At 48.5% G+C, this 20,730-nt stretch carries 24 protein-coding genes and 2 pseudogenes; 18 read left to right on the top strand and 8 right to left on the bottom strand.

Annotation, left to right across the window (positions count from 1 at the left end; all coding sequences use genetic code 11):
- Positions 1 to 26 precede the first annotated feature (26 nt).
- From ACT3RT_RS16555 to ACT3RT_RS16565, 3 genes and pseudogenes are all read left to right on the top strand, one after another.
- Positions 27 to 1,511 (top strand): DNA translocase FtsK, encoded by a 1,485-nt coding sequence (locus ACT3RT_RS16555; protein ID WP_496203350.1) that lies wholly within the window; start codon positions 27 to 29, stop codon positions 1,509 to 1,511.
- An 86-nt stretch (positions 1,512 to 1,597) separates the two neighbouring features.
- A pseudogene (locus tag ACT3RT_RS16560) lies at positions 1,598 to 1,774 on the top strand (type II toxin-antitoxin system HicA family toxin); the annotation flags it as partial.
- Positions 1,757 to 2,254: a type II toxin-antitoxin system HicB family antitoxin gene (locus ACT3RT_RS16565; RefSeq protein WP_496203416.1), complete on the top strand. Its 498-nt coding sequence runs from the start codon at positions 1,757 to 1,759 to the stop codon at positions 2,252 to 2,254. The pseudogene ACT3RT_RS16560 and the gene ACT3RT_RS16565, both read left to right, overlap by 18 nt.
- Before the next feature lie 537 nt (positions 2,255 to 2,791).
- Here ACT3RT_RS16565 and ACT3RT_RS16570 read toward each other — a convergent pair.
- The 4 genes and pseudogenes from ACT3RT_RS16570 to ACT3RT_RS16585 all read right to left on the bottom strand — a co-directional run bounded on the left by ACT3RT_RS16570 (position 2,792) and on the right by ACT3RT_RS16585 (position 6,797).
- Complete coding sequence (locus tag ACT3RT_RS16570) at positions 2,792 to 3,844, bottom strand: GTP pyrophosphokinase (RefSeq protein WP_496203351.1); 1,053 nt, start codon at positions 3,842 to 3,844, stop codon at positions 2,792 to 2,794.
- 254 nt (positions 3,845 to 4,098) lie between these two features.
- Positions 4,099 to 4,953 (bottom strand): annotated as a pseudogene (locus ACT3RT_RS16575) (phage integrase); the annotation flags it as partial.
- 192 nt (positions 4,954 to 5,145) lie between these two features.
- Positions 5,146 to 6,204 (bottom strand): phage integrase, encoded by a 1,059-nt coding sequence (locus tag ACT3RT_RS16580; protein ID WP_496203352.1) that lies wholly within the window; start codon positions 6,202 to 6,204, stop codon positions 5,146 to 5,148.
- A 2-nt stretch (positions 6,205 to 6,206) separates the two neighbouring features.
- On the bottom strand, positions 6,207 to 6,797 hold the full coding sequence (locus ACT3RT_RS16585) for a phage repressor protein CI (protein WP_496203353.1): 591 nt from the start codon (positions 6,795 to 6,797) through the stop codon (positions 6,207 to 6,209).
- Between the two features lie 117 nt (positions 6,798 to 6,914).
- On the opposite strand from ACT3RT_RS16585, the gene ACT3RT_RS16590 reads away from it, so the two are divergent.
- The 7 genes from ACT3RT_RS16590 to ACT3RT_RS16620 all read left to right on the top strand — a co-directional run bounded on the left by ACT3RT_RS16590 (position 6,915) and on the right by ACT3RT_RS16620 (position 9,870).
- The gene (locus ACT3RT_RS16590; protein WP_496203354.1) at positions 6,915 to 7,136 is read left to right on the top strand and encodes a regulator; all 222 of its coding nucleotides are present in this window, start codon (positions 6,915 to 6,917) and stop codon (positions 7,134 to 7,136) included.
- A 30-nt stretch (positions 7,137 to 7,166) separates the two neighbouring features.
- Positions 7,167 to 7,676: a phage regulatory CII family protein gene (locus ACT3RT_RS16595; protein WP_496203355.1), complete on the top strand. Its 510-nt coding sequence runs from the start codon at positions 7,167 to 7,169 to the stop codon at positions 7,674 to 7,676.
- Between the two features lie 9 nt (positions 7,677 to 7,685).
- Positions 7,686 to 7,919 (top strand): phage filamentation protein Fil family protein, encoded by a 234-nt coding sequence (locus ACT3RT_RS16600; RefSeq protein ID WP_496203356.1) that lies wholly within the window; start codon positions 7,686 to 7,688, stop codon positions 7,917 to 7,919.
- Positions 7,892 to 8,218, top strand: a complete 327-nt coding sequence (locus tag ACT3RT_RS16605) for a hypothetical protein (RefSeq protein ID WP_128124404.1) — start codon at positions 7,892 to 7,894, stop codon at positions 8,216 to 8,218. The genes ACT3RT_RS16600 and ACT3RT_RS16605 overlap by 28 nt, the downstream gene beginning before the upstream one ends.
- A 7-nt stretch (positions 8,219 to 8,225) precedes the next feature.
- Positions 8,226 to 8,639, top strand: a complete 414-nt coding sequence (locus ACT3RT_RS16610) for a hypothetical protein (RefSeq protein WP_496201006.1) — start codon at positions 8,226 to 8,228, stop codon at positions 8,637 to 8,639.
- A 77-nt stretch (positions 8,640 to 8,716) separates the two neighbouring features.
- Positions 8,717 to 8,983: a DUF2732 family protein gene (locus ACT3RT_RS16615; protein ID WP_496203357.1), complete on the top strand. Its 267-nt coding sequence runs from the start codon at positions 8,717 to 8,719 to the stop codon at positions 8,981 to 8,983.
- Positions 8,980 to 9,870 (top strand): Dam family site-specific DNA-(adenine-N6)-methyltransferase, encoded by an 891-nt coding sequence (locus tag ACT3RT_RS16620; RefSeq protein WP_496203358.1) that lies wholly within the window; start codon positions 8,980 to 8,982, stop codon positions 9,868 to 9,870. Before ACT3RT_RS16615 ends, ACT3RT_RS16620 begins: the two co-directional genes overlap by 4 nt.
- 139 nt (positions 9,871 to 10,009) lie before the next feature.
- Here the strand turns inward: ACT3RT_RS16620 and ACT3RT_RS16625 are convergent, their stop codons facing one another.
- The gene (locus tag ACT3RT_RS16625) at positions 10,010 to 10,282 is read right to left on the bottom strand and encodes a hypothetical protein (protein WP_496203359.1); all 273 of its coding nucleotides are present in this window, start codon (positions 10,280 to 10,282) and stop codon (positions 10,010 to 10,012) included.
- A 26-nt stretch (positions 10,283 to 10,308) separates the two neighbouring features.
- Between ACT3RT_RS16625 and ACT3RT_RS16630 the strand changes: the two genes are divergently transcribed.
- On the top strand, positions 10,309 to 12,489 hold the full coding sequence (locus ACT3RT_RS16630; protein ID WP_496203360.1) for a replication endonuclease: 2,181 nt from the start codon (positions 10,309 to 10,311) through the stop codon (positions 12,487 to 12,489).
- Positions 12,490 to 12,779: 290 nt separating this feature from the next.
- Here the strand turns inward: ACT3RT_RS16630 and ACT3RT_RS16635 are convergent, their stop codons facing one another.
- From ACT3RT_RS16635 to ACT3RT_RS16645, 3 genes are read right to left on the bottom strand one after another with little or no spacing between them, the layout of a single operon-like run.
- Complete coding sequence (locus ACT3RT_RS16635) at positions 12,780 to 13,094, bottom strand: Ogr/Delta-like zinc finger protein (RefSeq protein WP_128124408.1); 315 nt, start codon at positions 13,092 to 13,094, stop codon at positions 12,780 to 12,782.
- Positions 13,091 to 14,140 carry a phage portal protein gene (locus tag ACT3RT_RS16640; protein ID WP_496203361.1) on the bottom strand — a complete coding sequence of 350 codons (1,050 nt, stop codon included), beginning with the start codon at positions 14,138 to 14,140 and terminating at the stop codon, positions 13,091 to 13,093. The genes ACT3RT_RS16635 and ACT3RT_RS16640 overlap by 4 nt, the downstream gene beginning before the upstream one ends.
- Entirely contained in the window at positions 14,137 to 15,915 is a 1,779-nt protein-coding gene (locus ACT3RT_RS16645; protein WP_496203362.1) for a terminase large subunit domain-containing protein, read from the bottom strand. Before ACT3RT_RS16645 ends, ACT3RT_RS16640 begins: the two co-directional genes overlap by 4 nt.
- 194 nt (positions 15,916 to 16,109) lie before the next feature.
- On the opposite strand from ACT3RT_RS16645, the gene ACT3RT_RS16650 reads away from it, so the two are divergent.
- From ACT3RT_RS16650 to ACT3RT_RS16680, 7 genes are all read left to right on the top strand, one after another.
- Positions 16,110 to 16,940, top strand: a complete 831-nt coding sequence (locus tag ACT3RT_RS16650) for a GPO family capsid scaffolding protein (RefSeq protein ID WP_496201136.1) — start codon at positions 16,110 to 16,112, stop codon at positions 16,938 to 16,940.
- A gap of 63 nt (positions 16,941 to 17,003) precedes the next feature.
- A complete protein-coding gene (locus ACT3RT_RS16655) occupies positions 17,004 to 18,038 on the top strand; it encodes a phage major capsid protein, P2 family (RefSeq protein WP_496203363.1) in 1,035 nt (344 codons plus the stop codon).
- Positions 18,039 to 18,040: 2 nt separating this feature from the next.
- On the top strand, positions 18,041 to 18,751 hold the full coding sequence (gene gpM / locus ACT3RT_RS16660; protein WP_496203364.1) for a phage terminase small subunit: 711 nt from the start codon (positions 18,041 to 18,043) through the stop codon (positions 18,749 to 18,751).
- Positions 18,752 to 18,790: 39 nt separating this feature from the next.
- Positions 18,791 to 18,940: a hypothetical protein gene (locus tag ACT3RT_RS16665; RefSeq protein WP_496203365.1), complete on the top strand. Its 150-nt coding sequence runs from the start codon at positions 18,791 to 18,793 to the stop codon at positions 18,938 to 18,940.
- 157 nt (positions 18,941 to 19,097) lie between these two features.
- Positions 19,098 to 19,550, top strand: coding sequence for a head completion/stabilization protein (locus ACT3RT_RS16670; protein ID WP_128124414.1), 453 nt, complete (start codon positions 19,098 to 19,100; stop codon positions 19,548 to 19,550).
- Positions 19,547 to 20,056, top strand: coding sequence for a phage tail protein (locus ACT3RT_RS16675; protein WP_496203366.1), 510 nt, complete (start codon positions 19,547 to 19,549; stop codon positions 20,054 to 20,056). The genes ACT3RT_RS16670 and ACT3RT_RS16675 overlap by 4 nt, the downstream gene beginning before the upstream one ends.
- Positions 20,053 to 20,730, top strand: a complete 678-nt coding sequence (locus ACT3RT_RS16680; protein ID WP_128124416.1) for a phage virion morphogenesis family protein — start codon at positions 20,053 to 20,055, stop codon at positions 20,728 to 20,730. Before ACT3RT_RS16675 ends, ACT3RT_RS16680 begins: the two co-directional genes overlap by 4 nt.

Here is a 20,730-nt window from a genome sequence, read left to right on the forward strand (position 1 = left end):
CTGATGTACGGTATTTAGAGGGATCTATGCAAAAACAGACGACGACACTACTGCCGCCATTGGATCTTCTGACGCCTCCTCCAGCCGGTCACACTCAAGTTGATGATTCGGAGCAAGTAGTAATAGCCAGAATGATTGAATCTTTCTTGGCGGAGCATAATGTCGAAGCCCAAGTTTGTGGTTTTTCTCAAGGCCCGGTTTTCACCCTTTTCGAATTACATTTGGCTGCTGGCATTTCGGTCAATCGGGTTACGGTTTTACAGGATGATTTAACGCGTAGGCTTTCAGCAGAGAGCCTGCGAGTCCTGCGTTCTATTCCCGGTAAGCCATATATTGGAATAGAACTTCGCAATAAATACCGGCAGGCCGTGTATTTGCGGGAGGTTTTAGATAGTTCCGAGTTTATTGAAAATGCTGCACCTTTGGCTGTCGCCTTGGGCCAAAATAGTCTCGGCCAACCCGTGATTACCGACCTTACAACTATGCCGCATTTATTGATTGGAGGGATGACGGGGGCGGGGAAATCGGTATTTCTAGATAGTCTGATAATGAGTCTGTTATATAAGCATACGCTGGAGACGCTGCGCTTTATTTTGGTTGACTCGAAGATGCTGGATTTATCCTTCTATGAAGGAATTCCCCATTTGCTCACCAGCGTTATCAGCGATATGCGTTACGCCACTGATGCATTGCGTTGGTGTCATAGTGAGATGGATCGTCGCTACAAACTTATGGCAGCGCTTGGTGTTCGCAACCTCGCGGATTATAACCTGCGTATCGAGCATGCTGACGCTCTAGCTCGGCCCATTCCCGATCCCTACTGGCTACCACATAGTGATAAACCTCAGCCATACCTAGCTAAAGAGCCTTATATTGTCGTTGTCGTGGATAATTTTTCTGAGCTAACAGCAGCGAATGATGAATCTGCGAACGGTCTTCTCGACTCGTTGGTTCGCAAAGCCTCTATCGCCGGTATTCATCTCATTTTAGTGAATACATTGCCTTCGGCAGCGGTAATGGCGAGTTCGATTAAAGCGAATATACCTTCACGCATTGCGCTGACTGTAAGAAGCCGGGGCGATTCGAACAGTATATTAGATCAAGGCGGCGCAGAGCTTTTATTAGGTTCGGGTGATTTACTCTATATCCCTTTTAATACCTCAACACCTATGCGAATACATGGTGCATATGTGAGAGAACAAGATATACATGCTGTTGTTCAATATTGGAAAGCTTGTGGCAGGCCAGCATATATAAATGCTTTAGGAAGGGATAACTCAGGAACTGTTTTTGAAATAGATGGCGATGAGGAGCTTGATCCCTTATTCGATCAGGCTGTTGCATTTGTTATCGAACAAAGAAGGGCGTCTATTTCAGGTGTGCAGCGGCAATTTCGTATAGGTTATAACCGAGCTGCTCGAATAATAGAGCAAATGGAGATGCAGGGGATTGTTAGCACATCTGGACATAACGGTAACCGAGAAGTGTTAGCGCCACTGAGTGATAACTGATATATACACACAATACACACCAATAAATTGCCTTTAGTGTGTGTTATGTGTATGATTTTTTCATCAGGTCACGAAAGGGAGGAAGGGTGAAAAGTTCGGAACTGATAAAAAAGTTAGAAGCAAATGGTTGGACACTTGAACGCATCAATGGAAGTCACCACCAGTTCAAGCACCCTGATTTTGCAGTACTGATAACAGTTCCGCATCCTCGTAAAGACATAAAGCTCGGGACACTTAGGCAAATTATGAAGGATGCGAAACTTAAGTCATCGGGGAGGCGCTCGCAAGGGCGCTCCTTTTCGCACAGGAGAAATACGATGTTCTATGCAGCTTATATACATGCAGATCCAGACGGTTCAGCTAGCGGGTCATTTCCTGATGTGCCCGGTTGCTACTTCGCTGGAGATACGCTGGAAGAAGCGGCGCAGGATGCAAAGTCAGCGCTTGAGGCCCATTTTGAATTTTTGGCTGATGATGGCAAGGCCATACCAGAAAGCACTGGCTTAACCAATAAGGCAATGAGCGCCGATCCGGAGTTCAACGAAAACTATCAGGGCGGCGCTTGGATCTTCGTTGAAGTCGATGTGACTAAGTTCATGGGGAAAAGTGAGCGTATAAACGTGACGCTGCCTCACTTGCTCATCAACAGAATCGACAATTTCGTCAGTCAACATCCAGCGTATGCGAGTCGCAGTAACTTTTTGGCGAAAGCGGCGCTCAAAGCATTAAGTGAAACTAAGTAACTCTTCCTGATTCTTTAAAAGCCTCAGCAACCGCTGGGGCTTTTTAATTTAGAAATAAAAAGCCACCCGACAAGGTGGCTTAAATATTTGAATTTAAATCGAATTTGGTGGCCCCTACTGGACTTGAACCAGTGACCAAGCGATTATGAGTATCAACTGAATGCTAGTAAAAACAATTATTTATGTTATTAAACAATGATATGCATTGACAGTAATTGCCTCATTTTGCTGTGAAGCACCGATTGTATCGCCACTTTATCGCCAATGGTTTCTACATTTTATTGAGGTGATGCACTTCAGTTCGACCTTTAAGAAGCGGACATACTTAATACTGCTCTATGATCAATAGTCAGATAAAGGTGATATTAGGCAACATTCAATATTACAATTAACAAACCCAAATCGGGTATATGGTAAAAATTAAGCATGCTGGTTTGAAATTTTTGTTGGTGATTTAAATTTTTTAGAAAAGGCCACCGTTAGCAGGTGGCCTATGATTATTAAATAATGTAATTGTTATTATTATCAGTATTATACTTAATTTACGGCGAAAAGGTGTAGCATTTCAGATGCTTTTTCTTTAGGCATGAAATGTGAATAGTAATCTCTCAACATATCTGCTTCTCCATCATCTTCATCACCAACCAAAGCCCAATTTAGAGATTCTTTTTTGCTTAGTTTTTCAAAATCATGGATTAACATTATATCACGTAGGAAACCATAAATATTATTAAACGGAGAAAACTTTTTACTAACTTCTGCATAATTTTCAGGTATAGAATCAGCAATGATCTTAAAGTCATTAAAACCACAGTGCTCCAATTCATCAATGATGTCTTTCGTGGTGTCTCCCCCCCAGTCTTTCACGGGAGTTAATTTCAAACCGATTTTTGTGCTTATTTCCTGAACAAATTTATAGAGGTTTATTGAATTTATTTCCTGGGGGAATAATTGGTCTAAATCATTATCCTTAATTGATTCTTTGTACTCTTCAATAGAGTTTACTATTTCTGAAAAACCTTCGTCAGCTATTTCAAGCATGCCCGAAAAGAGGTTTATTTTTCTTTGTATCTGAAGTGGTAAATTAGCACCAAGCTTATAGTTTCTATCATGTGTTAGTTCAGCCCAAGCATGCTGTAACATTGTTCTAACCTGAATTTCACAGTTCAAACCGGAAATGAATTCATATTCTTCAAGTGCGTTTCTTTTTTCACCAATGTCACATACATAGTGTACAGATCTATATCCAATTTTATCTGATGAAAGCCGGCCTTCATTGTTCATGCTGTTTTTATCATCGATATGAAGAGTGGATTTTATAATGTCACTCACTTTGGCTATATCTGATTCAAGATAGAGTATAACTCTCACTCCTGATATATCCGTTAATTCTTCAATAGGGTTTTTGTATTGTTTACGACCGACCTTTTCCAAAATTCCTTCTTTACTTTTAGTTCTATAGCTTACTGAAAGGTATTCTATTTTATTTTGCTGCAAAAGATTTTCAATTATGAAGGCAATATGCTTGCCCAAAAGTTCAAACCTAGGTAGGTTGTTGTTTATCCATGAATCGAAATGACTTTCTTTCATCTTTATTTCCACCTTTATTTACAAATGTTAAATCTCTTGATGTTTATACTCTTTTTTCTTTAGCAGAGGCTAGCTCTAAACTTAGTTTACGGCAACATAAAAAGAACAAACTTTAATCTTTTTGTAAAAAAATATCGCTCAACATTTAATTGGTTTTTTGGTGTGACCTGCTTTATCACAATCTGGCAAACGTTCGTACCTCACTCTTAGCCGACTATGAAATTTAGACGTACATGTTTTAGAACGTTGTGACATCAGGAGTTCGTTAAAGGATTAAGCCTTAATGCTTCTTCAAGATGTTCCGGGGCAAAGTGAGAGTACCGCATGGTCATTTTAATATCAGTATGACCAAGCACTCTTTGCAGAACCAATATATTCCCACCATTCATCATAAAGTGGGAGGCGAAAGTGTGACGCAGGACGTGTGTCAGCTGACCGGTGGGCAACTCAATATCGGTACGTTCTAGTGCGGAGCGAAAAGCACCGTAGCATTTTTTGAACAACCTCCCTTTTTTAACTTCTGGAAAAGAGTCATGAAGTGCTTCACTGATTGGAATGGTTCTATTTTTTCGGCCTTTGGTCTTTATGTAGGTTACCTTGTATTTTGTGACCTGACTTTTATTCAGTTCCTCAGCCTCTGACCAGCGTGCGCCGGTTGATAGACATAATTTAACGATGCTAACGAGATCATTATTATTTTCTCTGCCGCATTCATCCAATAGCTGCCCGATCTGCTCTTTCGTGAGAAAGTCCATTCCACTTTCTTCTGTGCGGAAGGGGCGCAAGTTCTTAATCGGTTATCGCCTTTCCATTCTCCTAGGCGACCAAGCTCATTAAATACAGCCCATAAAATATGCCAGTTCAAGATTAATGGTTCGAGGCGCTACTTTCTTCACTCTATTGGACTGAGATTAATCCCTCGAAAGGCGTTTTTCGCGATAGCGTGAGAACATCTAGGCATCAAATTCCCTAGCTAAAGGTTGCCCCATGCATTCATAAGCGTGAGTCATGGCATCCTGACGCAGTTCGCCATCTTTTAAGGTTATGCCGTGAGCTGAATACCTGGCTCTTATCAGTTCCAGCAACGTTCGGTTAGCGAGTTTTTCATCGCCACTCAAAAAAGAAAATAAAAAGGCCACTCTGTTAAAAGTGGCCTAAATCACTGATTTATAATCTAAAATTTGGTGGCCCCTACTGGACTTGAACCAGTGACCAAGCGATTATGAGAACCATGCCCCCCCTATATAAAACAATGAGTTACCTTCTACATCAATCACTTAGGTGTTGAATATTGTTGAATATTACTGAGGGTTTGAGTCCTGAGGGGGCACAAAGGGGACAGATTCGAACTCTAAGGGATTTAGCCTAATAGCCTCTTCAAGATGATCGGGCGCGAAGTGAGCATAGCGCATTGTCATCTTAATATCTGTGTGCCCAAGTATCCGTTGAAGCACCAAAATGTTGCCACCGTTCATCATGAAGTGACTGGCGAAAGTGTGCCTTAACACATGGGATAATTGCCCATCTGGTAATTCTATTTCAGCTCGTTTTATGGCTGTTCTAAACGCTGAGTAGCATGATGCAAAAAGAGCGCCGCCAGCTTTGGGCAAAGATTCATATACTGCCTTGCTAATCGGCACTGACCTGTTGCGGTTGCCTTTAGTCTTTGTGTAGGTGATTCGATATTTTGTCACCTGAGCGCCGCGCAATGTTTCAGCTTCTTTCCATCTCGCGCCAGTTGCTAAACAAACGCGAGCTACATCATATAGGGATTCATTTCTGCTATTTTTGCATTCAAGAAGTAGCCTGCCGATCTGCTCTTGTGTCAGATAGGCCATCTCACTTTCTTCTGTTTTAAAGGCTCGCATTGTTGCAAGTGGGTTTTCAAACTTCCAATGGCCTAATCGTTTTAATTCATTGAAGAGGGCGCGAAAGTAAGATAGTTCTAAATTCACCGTTCTGGGGGTGACTTTATCCACTCTGGTGGTTCGAGAGAACTCGCCGGATAAGCGGCGCTTTCGATAGCTTGAAAATATCGTTGCATTGAATTCTTTTGCACTGGGCTTGCCCATACTTTCATAAGCGAATTCCATTGTGCTTTGACGTCGATCGCCATCATCTAACGTAATACCGTGTGCGTCATACCAAAGCGTAACCAGCTCAAGAAGGGTTCGGCGATCCTCTTTGCCATCTATCCATGGCTTATTATCTAGATTTTCGAGAGTGTGGTTTTGGTAGGCTAGCGCTTCCCCTTTTGTAGAAAAGGTTTTTCGAATGCGTTTGCTGGCCTTTCCCTTTGGCTTGCCTTCTGGATAAAAATCTAACAGCCACTTGCCGTCTGTTTGCTTTTTAATACTCATGGTTAACCGTTGCTACAAGTAATGACCACGCGCCCGATGATTTCAATATCGTTAATCGAACAATCAAATGCCATACCTACACCGCTAACTCTTACCTTTTGAATTGGTATGCGAGTTAAAGTGCGCACGCTGACCTTACCCTCAATATTTACAATCCACTGCCCGTCATAAACATCCGCAAATTTTCGGTCTGCAATGTGTTGCAGTTTTTCATCAATTACACAAATTGGGTCTGTTGGCAGAGGAACGCCCGGAAGAAACATCACTTTGTCGAACATTAGATAGCCCGATTCATAAAGCTGCCCGTCTACCAGTTTGGCGCGGGGGAACTTCATTACATCTAGCTTTCCATCGTCATATTTTTTGCCGGTGCCGAATGTCAACCATTCAAGAGTAACGCCGGTTTCTAGTGCGCACTGAGCCACTATATCTGCGGGGAATATGTTCCGTTTGTATCTTGCTGAAAGGCTGCTCGCAGCCATGGATAGGTGTTCGGCGAGTTGCAATTTTGTCATGAAGCCATACGCCTCAACCACTCGATCTAAAACAATTGTGCTGCTATCAGGAAATGTAAATTTTCGAGTATTTGTCATTTTTAGTTGATAATTCGTTTAACACGAATTAACCTTGGCTCTGTTGGTTAGATAAACACGAATATTGCTGAATATTGTTGAATATCGCTGAGTTCAATTAACAATGGAGTTTGCCTCATGCGCCCTAACATTACAATTACGATCCCTATTCCCTATATGCCTCTTGAAGAGTATTGCCGCGTCACTGGAATGACTATGGGCACGGCTCGCGACATGGTTAGAGACGGACGATTACCAATCAAACCGAAGTCAGATAAAGCCCGTGGCTTAGTTGAAGTGAACATGGCCGCGCTTACAGTTCGCGCTTTAAGCGAATGCAATATTGCGCTTCAAGCGTAAATCAGCTTAGTGATTCGGGAAAAGATAACCATGTTTGATTATCAGACCTCCATACATCCCTGCTTTGATACGGCGTGTCGCCGGTTCTCATTGGCGCACAATCTGACTGAGATTGCCGGTGTTGTGGGCATCACCGCCCAGGTTTTACGGAACAAGCTGAATCCAATGCAGCCACACCGCTTAACCATTGTGGAGCTGATCACCATCACGGATTACACCGATGATTCAACGCTACTTGACGGCTTGCTGGCTCAGCTTAAGTGTTTGCCAGCCGTGCCGGTGAACGAAGCGAAGCCAGACAACTTACCCACTCATGCACTGAGTGCAACGGCCGCAATCGGCGCTATCGCCGGTGAAGCCCTATCAACTGCGCCTATGACGCAGACACGTAGAAACGCCATTTTAGACCGAGCCAACCAGGCGATCCGCGATCTGTCTTTGCTCGTTGTGTCAGTTGAATCGCGTTTCCACACCGCCCCAGCATTAACCAGCGCAATGGATGTATTAGGTGCGTTTGGTGTGATGCCTGGTCTGAACTGAGGTGATCCGATGCAAGTATTCACACGATTTTTAGTAAAGCAGTCGCCGTCTCTCCAGCTGCCAAGTTATGGCCATGGCTGGTTAGAGTTACCAAACGGTCAGCGCTGGCAGCCCGCCGCCAGCAAAGTGCAGTTTCTAAGTGGCCGCAATGAGCCAGCCGTTAAACCAAAGCGCCGCCCTTGGTGGTTTCGCCTGATGGGCTTAAGGGGGTTAGCGTGGAAACACCAACACCTAAATGGATAGCACAGGCCCGCAAGATGATTTCTGGCTGTGACAGTCGAGTACAGCACTACTGGAACAATTTAGATGAAGAGGGGCGGCGTTATCTCTGCTTCCTCGCCGGACTTAAGCAGCGCCATATCGAATGTGATTGGGCTGATTTGAGTGAAGGGGAAAAGGTTTCTTTGTGGGGCGCGGTCTTAAAGGTAAGGCAGTTGCAGCAGGATACGCGCTTCTTTACCCCGGAAGATTTTAAAGGCGCGGGGGCTTGCAGAGTGGCACCGCGAGAAGTTGAACAAGACGTTAATAATTCAATGCACTGAGGACAGTATGAAAATGATTATGGTTGAGAAAGCAGGGCTTAAGGAAGACTTCATCGCCTGGAACGTTGCACCTAGTTATGCCTCTATGTTCTTGGAAAAGTGCCAAGACGTTGACGGAATGGTGGCGCTGTCGCCTTACATGTTTAACGATTCGATGCACCTTGATAATCCGCACCAGCTGTTTGCAGTCAATTGCGCTTTCTGGTGTCGCGTTTATCGCGAGGCTGAAAGCAGCAAAGAACAGAATGAGGCTCTTGCCTCCATCCGGGCAACGTACTACATGGCCAACTCTCTTGGACAAGGCTCTATCACTGTATTGATCACACGTTGGTGGGATGCTGCCAAACCTTTGCATGGGCTGCATTCGTTGAATGTCTCGCCTGTTGCCCGTCAAAAAACTGCACTTACTCACATTCACTAAGTAACCCACAGCTAAGAATTCCCACGGCTCCCCATAGGTGGCCGGGGTTTCTTGCTGCCTAAATTTGGAGTTTTGCCATGCAAATGAAACGTTGTGACCGCAATCAACTGCCAGCCCTTTGGAGTGGTTTTGATGCCGCCGCACCTGGTAACGACCAAATCGTCACATTGATTAAGGGCGCACGTGCTGAGGCCATGGCCGATGCAGCTGTGAAATATTCCGGCCATCTTGATCGCCTGGCCACGCATGTTGCCAATGAGGGCTTAAGTGCTTCTGAGATTGTGGAGCTTATGCGCCAGGAGTCAGAGCAACTGGGCCGCGCTGGCCGTGGGGCTGCAATATGAAAACCGTTTTGAAATGGGCCGGTTCAAAGGTTCGCATTATCGAAAAGCTTAAGCGCCACCTGCCCGCTGGCCAGCGCCTGGTTGAGCCGTTCGCCGGTTCCTGCGCAGTGATGATGAATACCGATTATGACAAATATCTCATTGCAGATATTAATCCCGATCTGATTTATCTCTACAAGGCCATATCGCTAGACGTTGAGCAGTTTATTGCAGATGCAAAGCGTTACTTTGAGGTGGGTAATAGCGCGGAGACATACTACAACCTTCGCGCAGATTTCAACGTTTGTGCCGATTGGTATTGGCGCGGCGTGTTGTTTCTGTATCTAAATCGTCACTGCTATAACGGCCTGTGCCGTTACAACCAATCTGGCGGCTTTAACGTGCCTTTTGGAAAGTACAAAGCGCCGTATTTTCCAGAGGCAGAAATCCGCGCTTTCGCCGAGAAAGCCAAAAAAGCAACGTTCGTTTGTTGTTCCTACTCCGAAGCATTGGCCATGGTTCGTCCCGGCGATGTGGTGTATTGCGATCCGCCGTACCTGCCAGCAAGTAAAAGCGCCGATTTCTCTTCTTACCACTCAGGGCCATTCGGGATGTCGGAGCATCTATATCTCAAGACCATTCTGCGTCGTCTGGCCGAAAGGAGTTATCCGGTTGTCGTTTCTAACAGCGACACCCCCAAATCCCGCGCCCTTTTCTGTGAGTTCAATTTAACCAGCATTACCGCCCCGCGCTCAATTGGCGCAGCGGCAGACAGCATTAAATCCGCGCCTGAAATCATCGCCAAGCTGGTGCCGGCCAACCCGGAGTATTTACCGCCAGCGCCTAACGTTGATGGGCCTTTGGTTGAAGGGATGCTAGCCCGTGAAGAGGAAACAACCTATGAGTAATCGAATGAATTATATAAATAAGTTTTTAGCGAAACGCGGTGAAAGATACATAGAAAACAAGGGGGAAGGTTTTGACGTTACAAGCTATGTGGAGAAGTACCTAGCTAAGAAAGAAATCAGGGGATAGACCCCTGATAGTTTAGAAAACAAACAAGCTATCGTACTTTTGAGGGTTCATTTCGTCGGCATAAATATCGGTCAAACCTAGTTCAGCGATAGGCTGAACAAGACCAAGATATGATGACAAACCATAAGTGGTTATCACCCGATAGATTTCGCCCTCTTCATTTTGAATAGCGACAACCATTGCGCCGCCCCCAAATTCTTCAGATTCCACCTCAGTGGCTATTTCGCTAATTTTTGCGTCGAGTTTGGAAGGGCTAACACCTTCAATGTATTTGTTTTTCATCATATCTCCTTATGTGAAGGTCCATATTAATGGCAGAAAGCATCAATGACAATTTGCACCTTAGCGAGCCTGGTTCTCACCACGCCGTGGATCGCTTTCGCAGGGAGCAGTTTGCCCCTGGTGCGCCGGATGAAATCAGTCTGACCGAGCGTCAGTTATGGCACCAAAACAGCCTTGATCATGATTGGCGTGCTGAGTATCTGGCAGGAATGCCAGATTTCTTGGCGCGCTATTTTGGCGATCGTTATTCCAAGTTATTGGAGGTTGGCCCAACGGGCCGCCGCCGTGCCAATACGTTTTTACGCACTACGGTGGGTAAGAGCGTATTGCCACGTCTGCGCAAGGTCTGCGCTCAATATACCACCTCATACCAGGCGGCCGGTGTTACACCGTTCCCGTTTGTTGCCGATCTCGAAAAACTGCCAACCTTTGGCCGTGACGAATTGCGCAACCTCGCTCATAGCATCGCCAATTTTATGGGCGAATCCTTCGCAGACTTTATTAATCTGGCTTTCCCAAATGAAGCCGCAAGCGAAAAAGACATGAAGCGCCGCACCTTGGCGACGTTTACGCACTTGGGAAGACTCACTAAACAGGCTGGCATAAACCCACCATACTGGCAGCAATTCACTGCAGGGTATTCCTTCACGCCGCGTCATGCCGAATCTGGCTTGTTGCGCATGATGGCCCCTGAATGGTGGCGCGGGAAGTTGAAACGCAGCCGTGACCTACAACGTGAGCACATGGCCATCGCCGTTGGCCAGGTGCAAAAGGCGGCATCTGCCTACGTGAGCCGTTCCACAATGGGTGAATGGGTAGAGCAAAAGAAACGTAACCGCGAGTTTTTCAAATCCTTCGAGTTAGAGAACCAGGAAACCGGTGATCGTGTTTCACTGGCCGATATGGTTAACGGCAGCAACGCCAACCCGGCGATCCGTCGCTGCGAACTGATGGTTCGTATGCGTGGGTTTGAAGACCTGGCCACAGAAATGGGGCTGGTAGGTGATTTCTACACCGTAACCGCGCCGTCTAAATACCACGCGGTGCACAGCGGCGGCGGGTTCGTTTCTCAGTGGAACGCCGCCAGTCCGCGACAAACTCAAAAATACCTTTGCGGCGTATGGGCTAAAGCCCGTGCGGCGTTTTCGCGCGCTGGAATTAGCGTGTTTGGTTTCCGCGTTGTTGAGCCGCACCACGATGGGACGCCGCACTGGCATATGCTGCTGTTTATGCGCCCGTCAGATGTTGATCAGGTGCGCGATATTCTTTGTCTATATGCCCGCCTTGAAGATTCCGAAGAACTGCAATCCGCCAAGGCGCTTAAGGCGCGTTTTTTCGCTGATCCTATCGACCCGGAGAAGGGCAGTGCGACGGGCTACATTGCCAAGTACATTTCTAAAAACATCGATGGTTACGCCATGGATGGCGAGGTAGATGATGAAACCGGCGAAAACATGAAGGACATGGCCAAAGCTGTTTCAGCCTGGGCCAGCCGTTGGCGTATTCGTCAGTTTCAGCAAATCGGCGGTGCGCCGGTCACCGTTTGGCGCGAGTTGCGCCGCCTGGGAGACAAAACTCTGGAACATAAATTAATGGATGCCGTGCTGGCCAGCGCCGACGTGGGCGACTGGGCGGCATACACCCAGGCCCAGGGCGGCCCATTGGTAAAGCGCTGCGATCTGATCGTGCGTCTTATGTATGAAATCACTGAGTGCGGTAACGAGTACGCAGAAGACGTGCAGCGCGTACAGGGAATTTATTCCCCGCTCCTTGGTAGTGGTTCCGAAGTAGAAACGCGCCTGGTTAAGTGGGCGATTGTTCCGAAGTTGGCAGCCAGCGAAGCGGCTGCTGCTGTTCCTGGCGGCCCCGCCGCCCCTTGGAGTTCTGTCAATAACTGTACTCAAAGTACGATCACCAAGCTTAAAAAGGGCATTGGTATTCAACACCAGGATGGCGATCAGATGGCCAAAGCGCTACTGAGGGGCAATATCGTGCGCCTAGATGATGAAACCGAGATGATTTTGCGTGATGGGGAGGTGAGATTGCGGCCACGGCGGAGCTACTGCCGTTCCTGCGGGGACTTAATGACGCCTGAAACATCTTCTTTTGATGATGAGGGGCTTTGCTGCGGCTGTGATGAACAGGAGGTGCGCAAGCCTTGCGCTTCCGAGTTGGATATACATAAAACTTTCATGGCATTAGGAATTTAGTAGGTATTGAAACTTGTAAATGCGTGCTCAATCCACTTTCATAATTGCTAACAATCTTGTACTGTACATGCATACAGTTGTTTGATGGTTAGGAGGTAGCCATGCGAGATCCGTTTTACGATGTAATTGCAGTACAAAGAATAGAATTGGTCACAAGATTGGTGCTGATGGGGCGATGCGAGCCAGCTGACAGGGATTTGGCGCTTGATTGGGTTTCTGAGTTGTCTGCGGATTTATTGGAACAGCTGCGGGCAACAGATAAACAAAACCCCCAAAGTGGGGGCAGTGATTCAGGCTTGTTGCAGTAGGGCCAAAAGCATTTGTTTGTCATCGCTTTTTAGCGAGCTAACCAACCCTTTCAGTAAACTGTCCTGGGATTTGGCGCTGGGGCTGATGGTGTGGCCAAAAGTCATATTCATCACGAATGTGTGGCCGCACTCATAATCTGAACAGGCGCAATAGATGTCAGAAATATCGCGATGTTTGCGCGCCGTTTTTTTAATTACCGCATTAGCCCCGCATTCACGGCACACTACTTTCATTACGCGCATATTGATTGCTCCGGGGGAATAATAACCCGGATAGTTTAGCTTTTTGCGCCTCATTTATCATCACCGCTTTCATCTTCAAACGCGAAATTCAAATGTAAATGTTGTGGGATATCGGGATCGCTATTCACGGCATTCATAATCATGCGTTGTAACGGGATAACCTCATCTTTTCGGTACGTGGCGCGGGACTTCTCCGGGTCGGGAAGCCCGCCCGTGTTTACTGGGATAATTCCCGCCAGACCAGCCGGGAAGCGATGTGCGTTAAGAACGTCCTGGGCGCTGATGTTCTTCACGTTGTTAAATTCATCGTTCGCGCCAATATCCCCCACCGGAATAAACTGAATAGCCTTTTCCGTGCCGCCTGGAATATTTACAAAAATGGTGGAGAAATTGCCGATCCCTTTCGAACCTTCCAGCTGGTCAGAAATTTCTTCCTCAACCTCATCGCTCATATTGGGGTCATTGGTGTAAATAATGCCGCCCGTGTGCGCCCCGTTGTGATAATAGCGGCGGCGGAAAATAGTCGCCTCGCTGTTTAATAAAGCTGAGTGGATGCCGCTGATATAGTCCGGTAGGCCATAAACTTGCTGCTGCGGGTCATACTGCTTTAAAAAAATCACGTCTTCCGGTTCGTAAACCAGTGGTTCCCCGTCCTGCAAAATGACAAATTCCCCTGTTTTACGCACGCGTAAATAAAGTGATGGTAGAGGGCTGAGTGCAACAACATCGCCCCAGCCGTTACGAATTTTCACGATCCCCAGGTCACCAAGTGAAAGAAAATCAAATACGCCGCCGCGCAGCTGCTCATGTGTTAGGCCGCCTCCTAAATAGTCGGCGGCAACCATATTATGGCGGGCGTAAATCACGCCGCCGTGCTGGCTGTTTAAGTTGGTAAGTTGTACCAGGGCGAGGCGGTCAATAGGCTGCGTGTAATGGTCAAACTCATTGTCATACCAAATATCTTTGTAGTTGGTGCCGGTGGTTAAAATTGGCTCCGGCTTACCCAGCGTGATAATGCTCATTTTCTTGCTGCTGGCTTCGCTTCCTGGCGATGTAGCCTGAACCTTGGTGGGCTGAAGCTTTTTTTTGCGCTTGCTCATGCTGCCTGTTTCCTTACTTTCCAATTAGATTTACGTTTGTGCTCAAAGTTGATCGGCTCATTGATAACGGCGTGCGCGATAGCCCAAAAGGCATCGGCGTGGCCCGTTTCCGCGCTGCGATCTGCTTTAAATGTCATGGCGTTGCCGCTGGCCGTCGCCGTTCGACGGATAGCCAGAAAAGACGCGGGGATTTCCTTGTTGTCTTTGTTCCATTGCAGGCGCTTGGCTCCAATCACATCAATCATTTTCAGTACCAGGCGCGTTTTGGTTTCCATGCCGTAGTGAATGGCCACCGCTTCACGTAGCGCAAAATGCTCAATCAGTTCAAATACGCCGCGCCCGATGCCGGTCACGTCAACGCCGATGTAAGCCATGTTGTATTGGCCAAACAGCTTTTTGATCTGCGCAGCCTGATAGCTAAAATTCATTCCTTTCCAGTGCAGAACGCGCAGCACGCGAAATACTTCTACGGCGTGAATGGGTGGGGCCACAATGACGAAAGTTGACGTGTCCCCGGAGCGAGCCGGGTCGAAGCCGCCCCACACTTCACGGCTACCGAATGGCCGTTCTGCCGTTTCGTCGTGATCGTCCCAATCCTCAACATCAACGCCGCAGCGCTCCAGCTCGCTAAAGCTAAAAACGCTGTCCTGGCTGTCCACGAACACGCACATGTAAAGCATGTTGAACGTGTCGCGGTTGTAGCGATTGCGCAGTTTGTCGATGCTGGCCAGATTAAAGCCGCCCGCAACGGCATCCTCCAATGTAATGACGTAGCGCCATTGCCCGTCTGGACAGCTGCGGCCGCCGTCGCGCATTTCATCAAAGGTAGGGAACTGAACGGCCGTCCTGTTTTTGTCGCCGCGCTTCCATTCTTCCCCCGTCCAGAACGGGTAAGCCTGGTGTGTTTTGGCGCTCGGTGTTGAAAAGTACGTGGTGCGCCAGTGGTCGTGTGTGGCCATGGCGCTGGCCACCTCGTTTAATGCGGCGAAGTTAGGCACCCAAAAATATTCATCGCAGTACAAATGCCCGCTATAGGATTGCGCGGTGTTTTTGTTGGTAGACAGAAAACGCAGCTCTGCGCCGTTGCTTAAGCGGATCGGGTTCCCGGTTAGCGCTACGCCGAAATACTGCTCGGCGATATTCACGATGTAAGAGCGGAAGACTTCGGCCTGGGCTTTGGATGCAGACAAGAAAATTTGAGGCTTGCCGGTTAACACGGCATCTTCAAACGCTTCAAACGCAAAATACCAGGTAGCCCCAATCTGGCGGCTTTTGAGGATGTTGCGGATCTGCTTGGCAATGTTTAGGCGTAAATGCTTCTGGTAGCCGAATAAATGTTCCTCTGCAAAAGCATCAAAATCATCTTTCGTTAGGCCAGAGATATCATTTTTCTTATTCTTGCGTTTCTTTTTAGGTTCGCCGTTGTCGGTTTGTTCGTGGTGCTCACCCTGATAATCAGGCTTTGAAGCGGCCAGCTTCTCTTTATGCTTATTCGATTGCGCCCGCAGCTTTACGGCGTGAGAAATAAGGGTGTCCATTTCCTTTATTTCCAGCTCTGTTTTAGCGTCACGCCCAACTAATAATTGATAGCGGCGCTCAATGGCTTCTTCTGTTGATTCGTGGCTAAGTAAATCAGCCCAATTCCATTTTGTCGCCCAATAGTAAATGATGCGCGCATTCGGCAAGTTTAAATCTTTGGCGATCTCTTTCGGCGTGGCGCGTTTTAAATAAAGCGAACGCGCAACGCCGATTAATTCTTCTGAGTAATAAGCCACTTTTATTAGTCCCTTAATGTCTACTGGCGTCGTCTGGTGTCTACTGAGGTCAATTATGCGGTGGGTAATTCTTTATTTCGTTAACTTAATATCGGGTTTGATTCGTCTAATAGCTATATCCGAATTTATCTTGCTGCGGGCCTGAAAATAATTAGCGATACTGCAATCCACGGAAACAAGGAGATGAATTCCGTATGTCAGGTTCTCATTTAATGACGGAATGGCTTTGCATCGCAACCGAAGGGGAAACAGTTGATAAGCGTTATTTAACGCGGCAAATGTTAATCGACGCGGCGGAAACCTATGACCCGAAATTATATACAGCCCTCCTGTGGCCTGAGCATGGGCGCACTGAAAATGTGGGGGAAGTGCTCGATGTTATGGCTGACGAAGGGGGCGACGGTCTGGTCAGACTTTACGCTCGCTTGTGTCCATCGGTTGAGCTGATTTACGCCAACCATAATGGAAAGCTTATTTTTACCTCCGTTGAATTAACGCCAGATGGCGACTTTCGCGGAACAGGGCGTTACTACCTGGAAGGGTTGGGCGTCACGGATGAACCCGCAAGCGTTGGCACAACGCGGATGCGATTTAATAAGCGCAAGCATAATTATCTTATTGGTAAAAGTGTTCCGCTTAAATTTAATAAAGTTAAGGAAATTAAGATGGCAGGGAACGGTAAAGCTAAAAGCTCATGGCGCAAAATCTTTAGCATCGAAGATGAAACCCCAGGCGATGATACTCCGCAGGGTGACGACAAATTACAAACGCTAGCGGAAGCGTTGGCGGCGTTGGAAACTCGCGTGTCAGCGCTTGAAACCAAAACGGATGAAACTGATTCAACCGTTGATGATATTCAAAGCGATGTTGAAACAGTGAAAGAAGTAGTTGATACGGAAGAATTCGCACGCCTTCGCGATCACTTGCCGAAAATCGTTAATAACTTTAGCAAGCTGGACAAGCGTATTACCGAATTGCCAAAAAATAACCCGAAAGGCGGGCGTAAACCTTTTAACCACTTATAAGCCTTTATAAGTGATTCACCAGGGAACCTATTAACCGCAATTGCGATTAAGGATGATTGAACAATGAATTTAAATGCAAAGGCGCGTGGCTTTTTAAAGCAATTCGCGGCGGGCCTGGCGTCGGCCTACGGTCTGGATGCTGGCGAGGAATCTAATTATTTCTCACTGACTGATCCGAAAGAAACCCAGCTGCGCGATGCGTTGCTGGAAAGTTCCGACTTTCTGAACTGGATCACCGTGGCAGACGTTGACCAGCTGTCTGGCCAGGTTGTCAGCGTGGGCGCTTCTGGTCTGCACACCGGCCGTAGCGAAGAAGGGCGTTTCCGCCGTAATGTCGGCGTGTCCGGCAACGAATACAAGTTGGTAGAAACCGACTCTTGCGCCGCGCTGCGCTGGGACTTGCTGTCTATCTGGGCGAACGCCGGTTCTGAGGAAGAATTCTTCCAGCGCGTTACCGACTTCACCACGCAATCTTTTGCGCTGGATATGCTGCGTATCGGTTTTAACGGTAAGAGCATTGCGAAATCCACGGATTACAAAGAGAACCCGAACGGCGAAGACGTCAACATCGGTTGGCATGAAATCGTGCGTAATTGGGAAGGTGGTAAGCAAATCCTGACCGATGCGGTCACGCTGGATCAGCACGGTGACTACAAGTCATTGGATGCCATGGCGTCAGATTTGATTAACGCCAAGATTCCGCAGCAATTCCGCAATGACCCGCGCCTGGTGGTGTTGGTCGGTGCCGACCTGGTGGCGGCGGAACAGTATCGCCTTTACCAAGCTGCTGATCGCCCATCGGAAAAAATCGCGGCGCAGATGCTGCAAGATTCGATTGCGGGCCGCCGCGCCATTATCCCGCCATTTATGCCGGGTAAACGCATGGTGGTGACGACGCTGAGTAACTTACACATTTACACCCAGCGCAACACTCGCCAGCGCAAGGCGGAGTTTGTCGAAGACCGCAAGCAGTACGAAAACAAGTATTTGCGTAATGAAGGTTACGCGGTTGAGTACCCGGATTTGTACGCGGCGATCGATGAAAGCGCGGTGACGATTGGCACCGTGGCCGAACCAGCTGAAAAAGTAGGGGAATAACCATGATGTCACCCGCGCAACGCCATTCGGCACGGATTGCCGCAGAGGCCAAGCTTAAGCAGCATCGGGCGCTGGATAGCTCGGAAAGCATGCACGTTATGGCCGCCGCCTTACAAAAGGACGTTGAGGCGTTGCACGGGCTGACACTGGCCCAAAAGGTGGCCATTAAGCGCGATCAGTATTTGCCGCGCTGGATGCCCACGGTTGAAAAGTACCTGGCCAGCGGCGAGGTACAGCGCAACCCGGTTTTAGCCTGGTGCGTGATTTGGCTCTTTGACGTGGGCGACTTTGACGCCGCCCTGGATTTGGTGGATATCGCCATCGAACAGGGGCAGGAAACCCCGGACGACCTGAAAAGCAACTTTGTCACCTTCACGGCTGACACGGTGCTGGCCTGGGCGGAGGGGATGGCCAAGGAGGGCCAGCCGATTGAACCGTATTTCTCCCGCACGTTTGCCAACGTGACCGAAAAGTGGGAGCTGTACGAGGTCATTCGCGCCAAGTGGTTCAAGTTCGCCGGTATGCGCCAGTTGTTTGACGGCGAAGGCATTCCACGCCCCACGGTAACGGAAGATGTGGCGCTGCTGAAACAGGTTGATGGATTACTGGCCCAGGCGCACAAGCTGCATAGCGCGTGCGGGGTTGGCACCATGAGAAATCAAATTGCTGCCCGAATCCGGGCGCTTGAAAAGAAAACAGAGGCTAAACAGTGAAAAAAATTTAAGTACGAATTATCCACGCCGGTTGAGATTTTGATCAGCGGCGAAGCTGGCCACGTCAAAGCGCGTGCGGAGTACGTCACCAATGCTAATGCGTATTTGGTGCATTACAAAGCCGCCGATGGCCGCGCCGTAGATAACTGGTTTGATGAAAGCGAGATCCAAACCGTACCGCATCACTGAGCTGCAAGGGCTGAGGCCCAAAGTTATTTCGTGCCGGGTATGTATGCCCGGACGTTGTAAAGACTACCGCAAGCCGGGGCGGGCGCGAGGGAGGTAATGCCTATGGGCTATGTGCTTTGGATCTCGGTCAGCCCGCTTCTCTTTTCGGGGAAATTTTATGTTCAGTGGAACACCGATTGAATACGACGATGAACCGCTGAAAAACGATGGTTTTTGGCCGGATTTGAACCTGCAAGAGTTTCAGGAGCAGCGAAGTATTCCGGCTGATATTGATAGCGGAACGGTGGCCACGGCGCTGCTGACCGCAGCCGGTGAAGTTAACGATTTGCTGGCATCAATCAGGGATGACTACCAGGCCAAGGGGATTGGCCAGGCAAGTGAAGCACCAGGCATAAGCATGATGGACGGGAATCTGTTATGCGCCCGCTATAAGCGTGCGGTTTATGCCCGCGCTAAGGCGGATTTATTGGGGGAGTTTGCCAGCATCGGACGCCGGGAGACTCACCCAGGGCAGGAGAGCGAGGAAACCCGCAATAGCCTGCTGGCCGAGGGTTCAATTGCTATTCGAGCCATCAAGGGAAAACGACGCGTGGGAGTGCGCAAAATATGAGCCAGTTGGATGAGCTGACCGCTTTCATCAATGCGAACATGCCAAAGCGCACTTTCACCGGTGCCGGGTTCGCCAGTTTCATGGATGAAATGAAATTTATCCCGGCGCAAAGGGATTTGGGGCTAGACCAGTACCGCCTGGCCATCATCCGTTATGACGCGGCGCTGACGTGGGACAGATTCCCCTACCGGGCGTATGACCCGCGCAACCTGGCCGCGCTGCTGATGGTATGGCTTAACCAGTCCGATCGGGAGCTTTATGACGAGGTGGGCATTGATGTGGAATTGCCCGATTTCGACATAGACGTGATCGATGATGAAACGGCGGTGCTGGCCATTTCGGTGCCGATGGTTGAAGCGCTGACGATGGTCAAAGACGAGCAAGGCAATATCCCCATGGATGGGGAAATGTGGCGACTGGCTGACCCACAAATCTGGCTGGCCAGCGAGGCGACAGTCTACGGCGTGGATAGTCACGGCGCACACATCGGGGACGGTGAGAAGTGATAAGGGGGCAGTTAGACCCCGCCCAGGTAAAGGCGCTACGCAAACAGCTAAACGCCCTGGAGCTAACGCCGCAGAAACGCCAGCGGCTGTTATGGCGATTGGCCAAATACGGCTTAATGCCAGCGGCCAAGCGCAACGTGCGGAACCAGGAAGGGCCGGACGGGCAGAAATGGCAGGGACGCCAAACCAAGCGCAAGGGCAAGATGCTGCGCAATATGCCAAAGCTGCTTCATATCCGAGATATGCCCCAAATCGACGGGGTGCGGGTGTACCTAAGCGGCGGCGGTTATCGCAACGGCAAAAAATCCGTGGCAGCGGGAACGGTGGGTTACGGCCAACAAAACGGCATGAGCGTGACTGTGAACCGCCGCCAGGTAGAGAAAAAGAGCCGGGTAGAAAGCCTACCGGCCAGCGTTCGTCAGGCCAAGCGGCTGCGCACGCTGGGGTACAAGGTACGAAAGGGCAAGCGGTGGCGTAAACCAGCGCTAAAGGAAATTCAGGAAAGCATGACGATGGCCAAGGCGGGCCTGTTAATTAGGGTTCTTTCTGGCAAGGCTGCGAAAGCCTCCTGGTCAGTTGATGTGCCAGCGCGTCCCTTCCTGGGTATCTCGCAAGAGGATTTCAACAAAGCGTTAGCGCGTCAATTGCAGGGCATTGGCTACGGCGCAGGATAA

The organism is Ewingella sp. AOP9-I1-14, assembly GCF_052375995.1.
GTDB lineage: Bacteria > Pseudomonadota > Gammaproteobacteria > Enterobacterales > Enterobacteriaceae > Ewingella > Ewingella allii.

What these genes read in the sequence shown, in the direction of transcription:
- ACT3RT_RS16555 (WP_496203350.1), top strand. Translation starts at nt 27, where the DNA reads ATGCAAAAACAGACGACGACACTACTGCCGCCATTGGATCTTCTGACG.
- ACT3RT_RS16565 (WP_496203416.1), top strand. Translation starts at nt 1,757, where the DNA reads ATGAAGGATGCGAAACTTAAGTCATCGGGGAGGCGCTCGCAAGGGCGC.
- ACT3RT_RS16570 (WP_496203351.1), bottom strand. Translation starts at nt 3,844, where the DNA reads ATGAAAGAAAGTCATTTCGATTCATGGATAAACAACAACCTACCTAGG.
- ACT3RT_RS16580 (WP_496203352.1), bottom strand. Translation starts at nt 6,204, where the DNA reads ATGAGTATTAAAAAGCAAACAGACGGCAAGTGGCTGTTAGATTTTTAT.
- ACT3RT_RS16585 (WP_496203353.1), bottom strand. Translation starts at nt 6,797, where the DNA reads ATGACAAATACTCGAAAATTTACATTTCCTGATAGCAGCACAATTGTT.
- ACT3RT_RS16590 (WP_496203354.1), top strand. Translation starts at nt 6,915, where the DNA reads ATGCGCCCTAACATTACAATTACGATCCCTATTCCCTATATGCCTCTT.
- ACT3RT_RS16595 (WP_496203355.1), top strand. Translation starts at nt 7,167, where the DNA reads ATGTTTGATTATCAGACCTCCATACATCCCTGCTTTGATACGGCGTGT.
- ACT3RT_RS16600 (WP_496203356.1), top strand. Translation starts at nt 7,686, where the DNA reads ATGCAAGTATTCACACGATTTTTAGTAAAGCAGTCGCCGTCTCTCCAG.
- ACT3RT_RS16610 (WP_496201006.1), top strand. Translation starts at nt 8,226, where the DNA reads ATGAAAATGATTATGGTTGAGAAAGCAGGGCTTAAGGAAGACTTCATC.
- ACT3RT_RS16615 (WP_496203357.1), top strand. Translation starts at nt 8,717, where the DNA reads ATGCAAATGAAACGTTGTGACCGCAATCAACTGCCAGCCCTTTGGAGT.
- ACT3RT_RS16620 (WP_496203358.1), top strand. Translation starts at nt 8,980, where the DNA reads ATGAAAACCGTTTTGAAATGGGCCGGTTCAAAGGTTCGCATTATCGAA.
- ACT3RT_RS16625 (WP_496203359.1), bottom strand. Translation starts at nt 10,282, where the DNA reads ATGATGAAAAACAAATACATTGAAGGTGTTAGCCCTTCCAAACTCGAC.
- ACT3RT_RS16630 (WP_496203360.1), top strand. Translation starts at nt 10,309, where the DNA reads ATGGCAGAAAGCATCAATGACAATTTGCACCTTAGCGAGCCTGGTTCT.
- ACT3RT_RS16635 (WP_128124408.1), bottom strand. Translation starts at nt 13,094, where the DNA reads ATGAGGCGCAAAAAGCTAAACTATCCGGGTTATTATTCCCCCGGAGCA.
- ACT3RT_RS16640 (WP_496203361.1), bottom strand. Translation starts at nt 14,140, where the DNA reads ATGAGCAAGCGCAAAAAAAAGCTTCAGCCCACCAAGGTTCAGGCTACA.
- ACT3RT_RS16650 (WP_496201136.1), top strand. Translation starts at nt 16,110, where the DNA reads ATGTCAGGTTCTCATTTAATGACGGAATGGCTTTGCATCGCAACCGAA.
- ACT3RT_RS16655 (WP_496203363.1), top strand. Translation starts at nt 17,004, where the DNA reads ATGAATTTAAATGCAAAGGCGCGTGGCTTTTTAAAGCAATTCGCGGCG.
- gpM (WP_496203364.1), top strand. Translation starts at nt 18,041, where the DNA reads ATGATGTCACCCGCGCAACGCCATTCGGCACGGATTGCCGCAGAGGCC.
- ACT3RT_RS16670 (WP_128124414.1), top strand. Translation starts at nt 19,098, where the DNA reads ATGTTCAGTGGAACACCGATTGAATACGACGATGAACCGCTGAAAAAC.
- ACT3RT_RS16675 (WP_496203366.1), top strand. Translation starts at nt 19,547, where the DNA reads ATGAGCCAGTTGGATGAGCTGACCGCTTTCATCAATGCGAACATGCCA.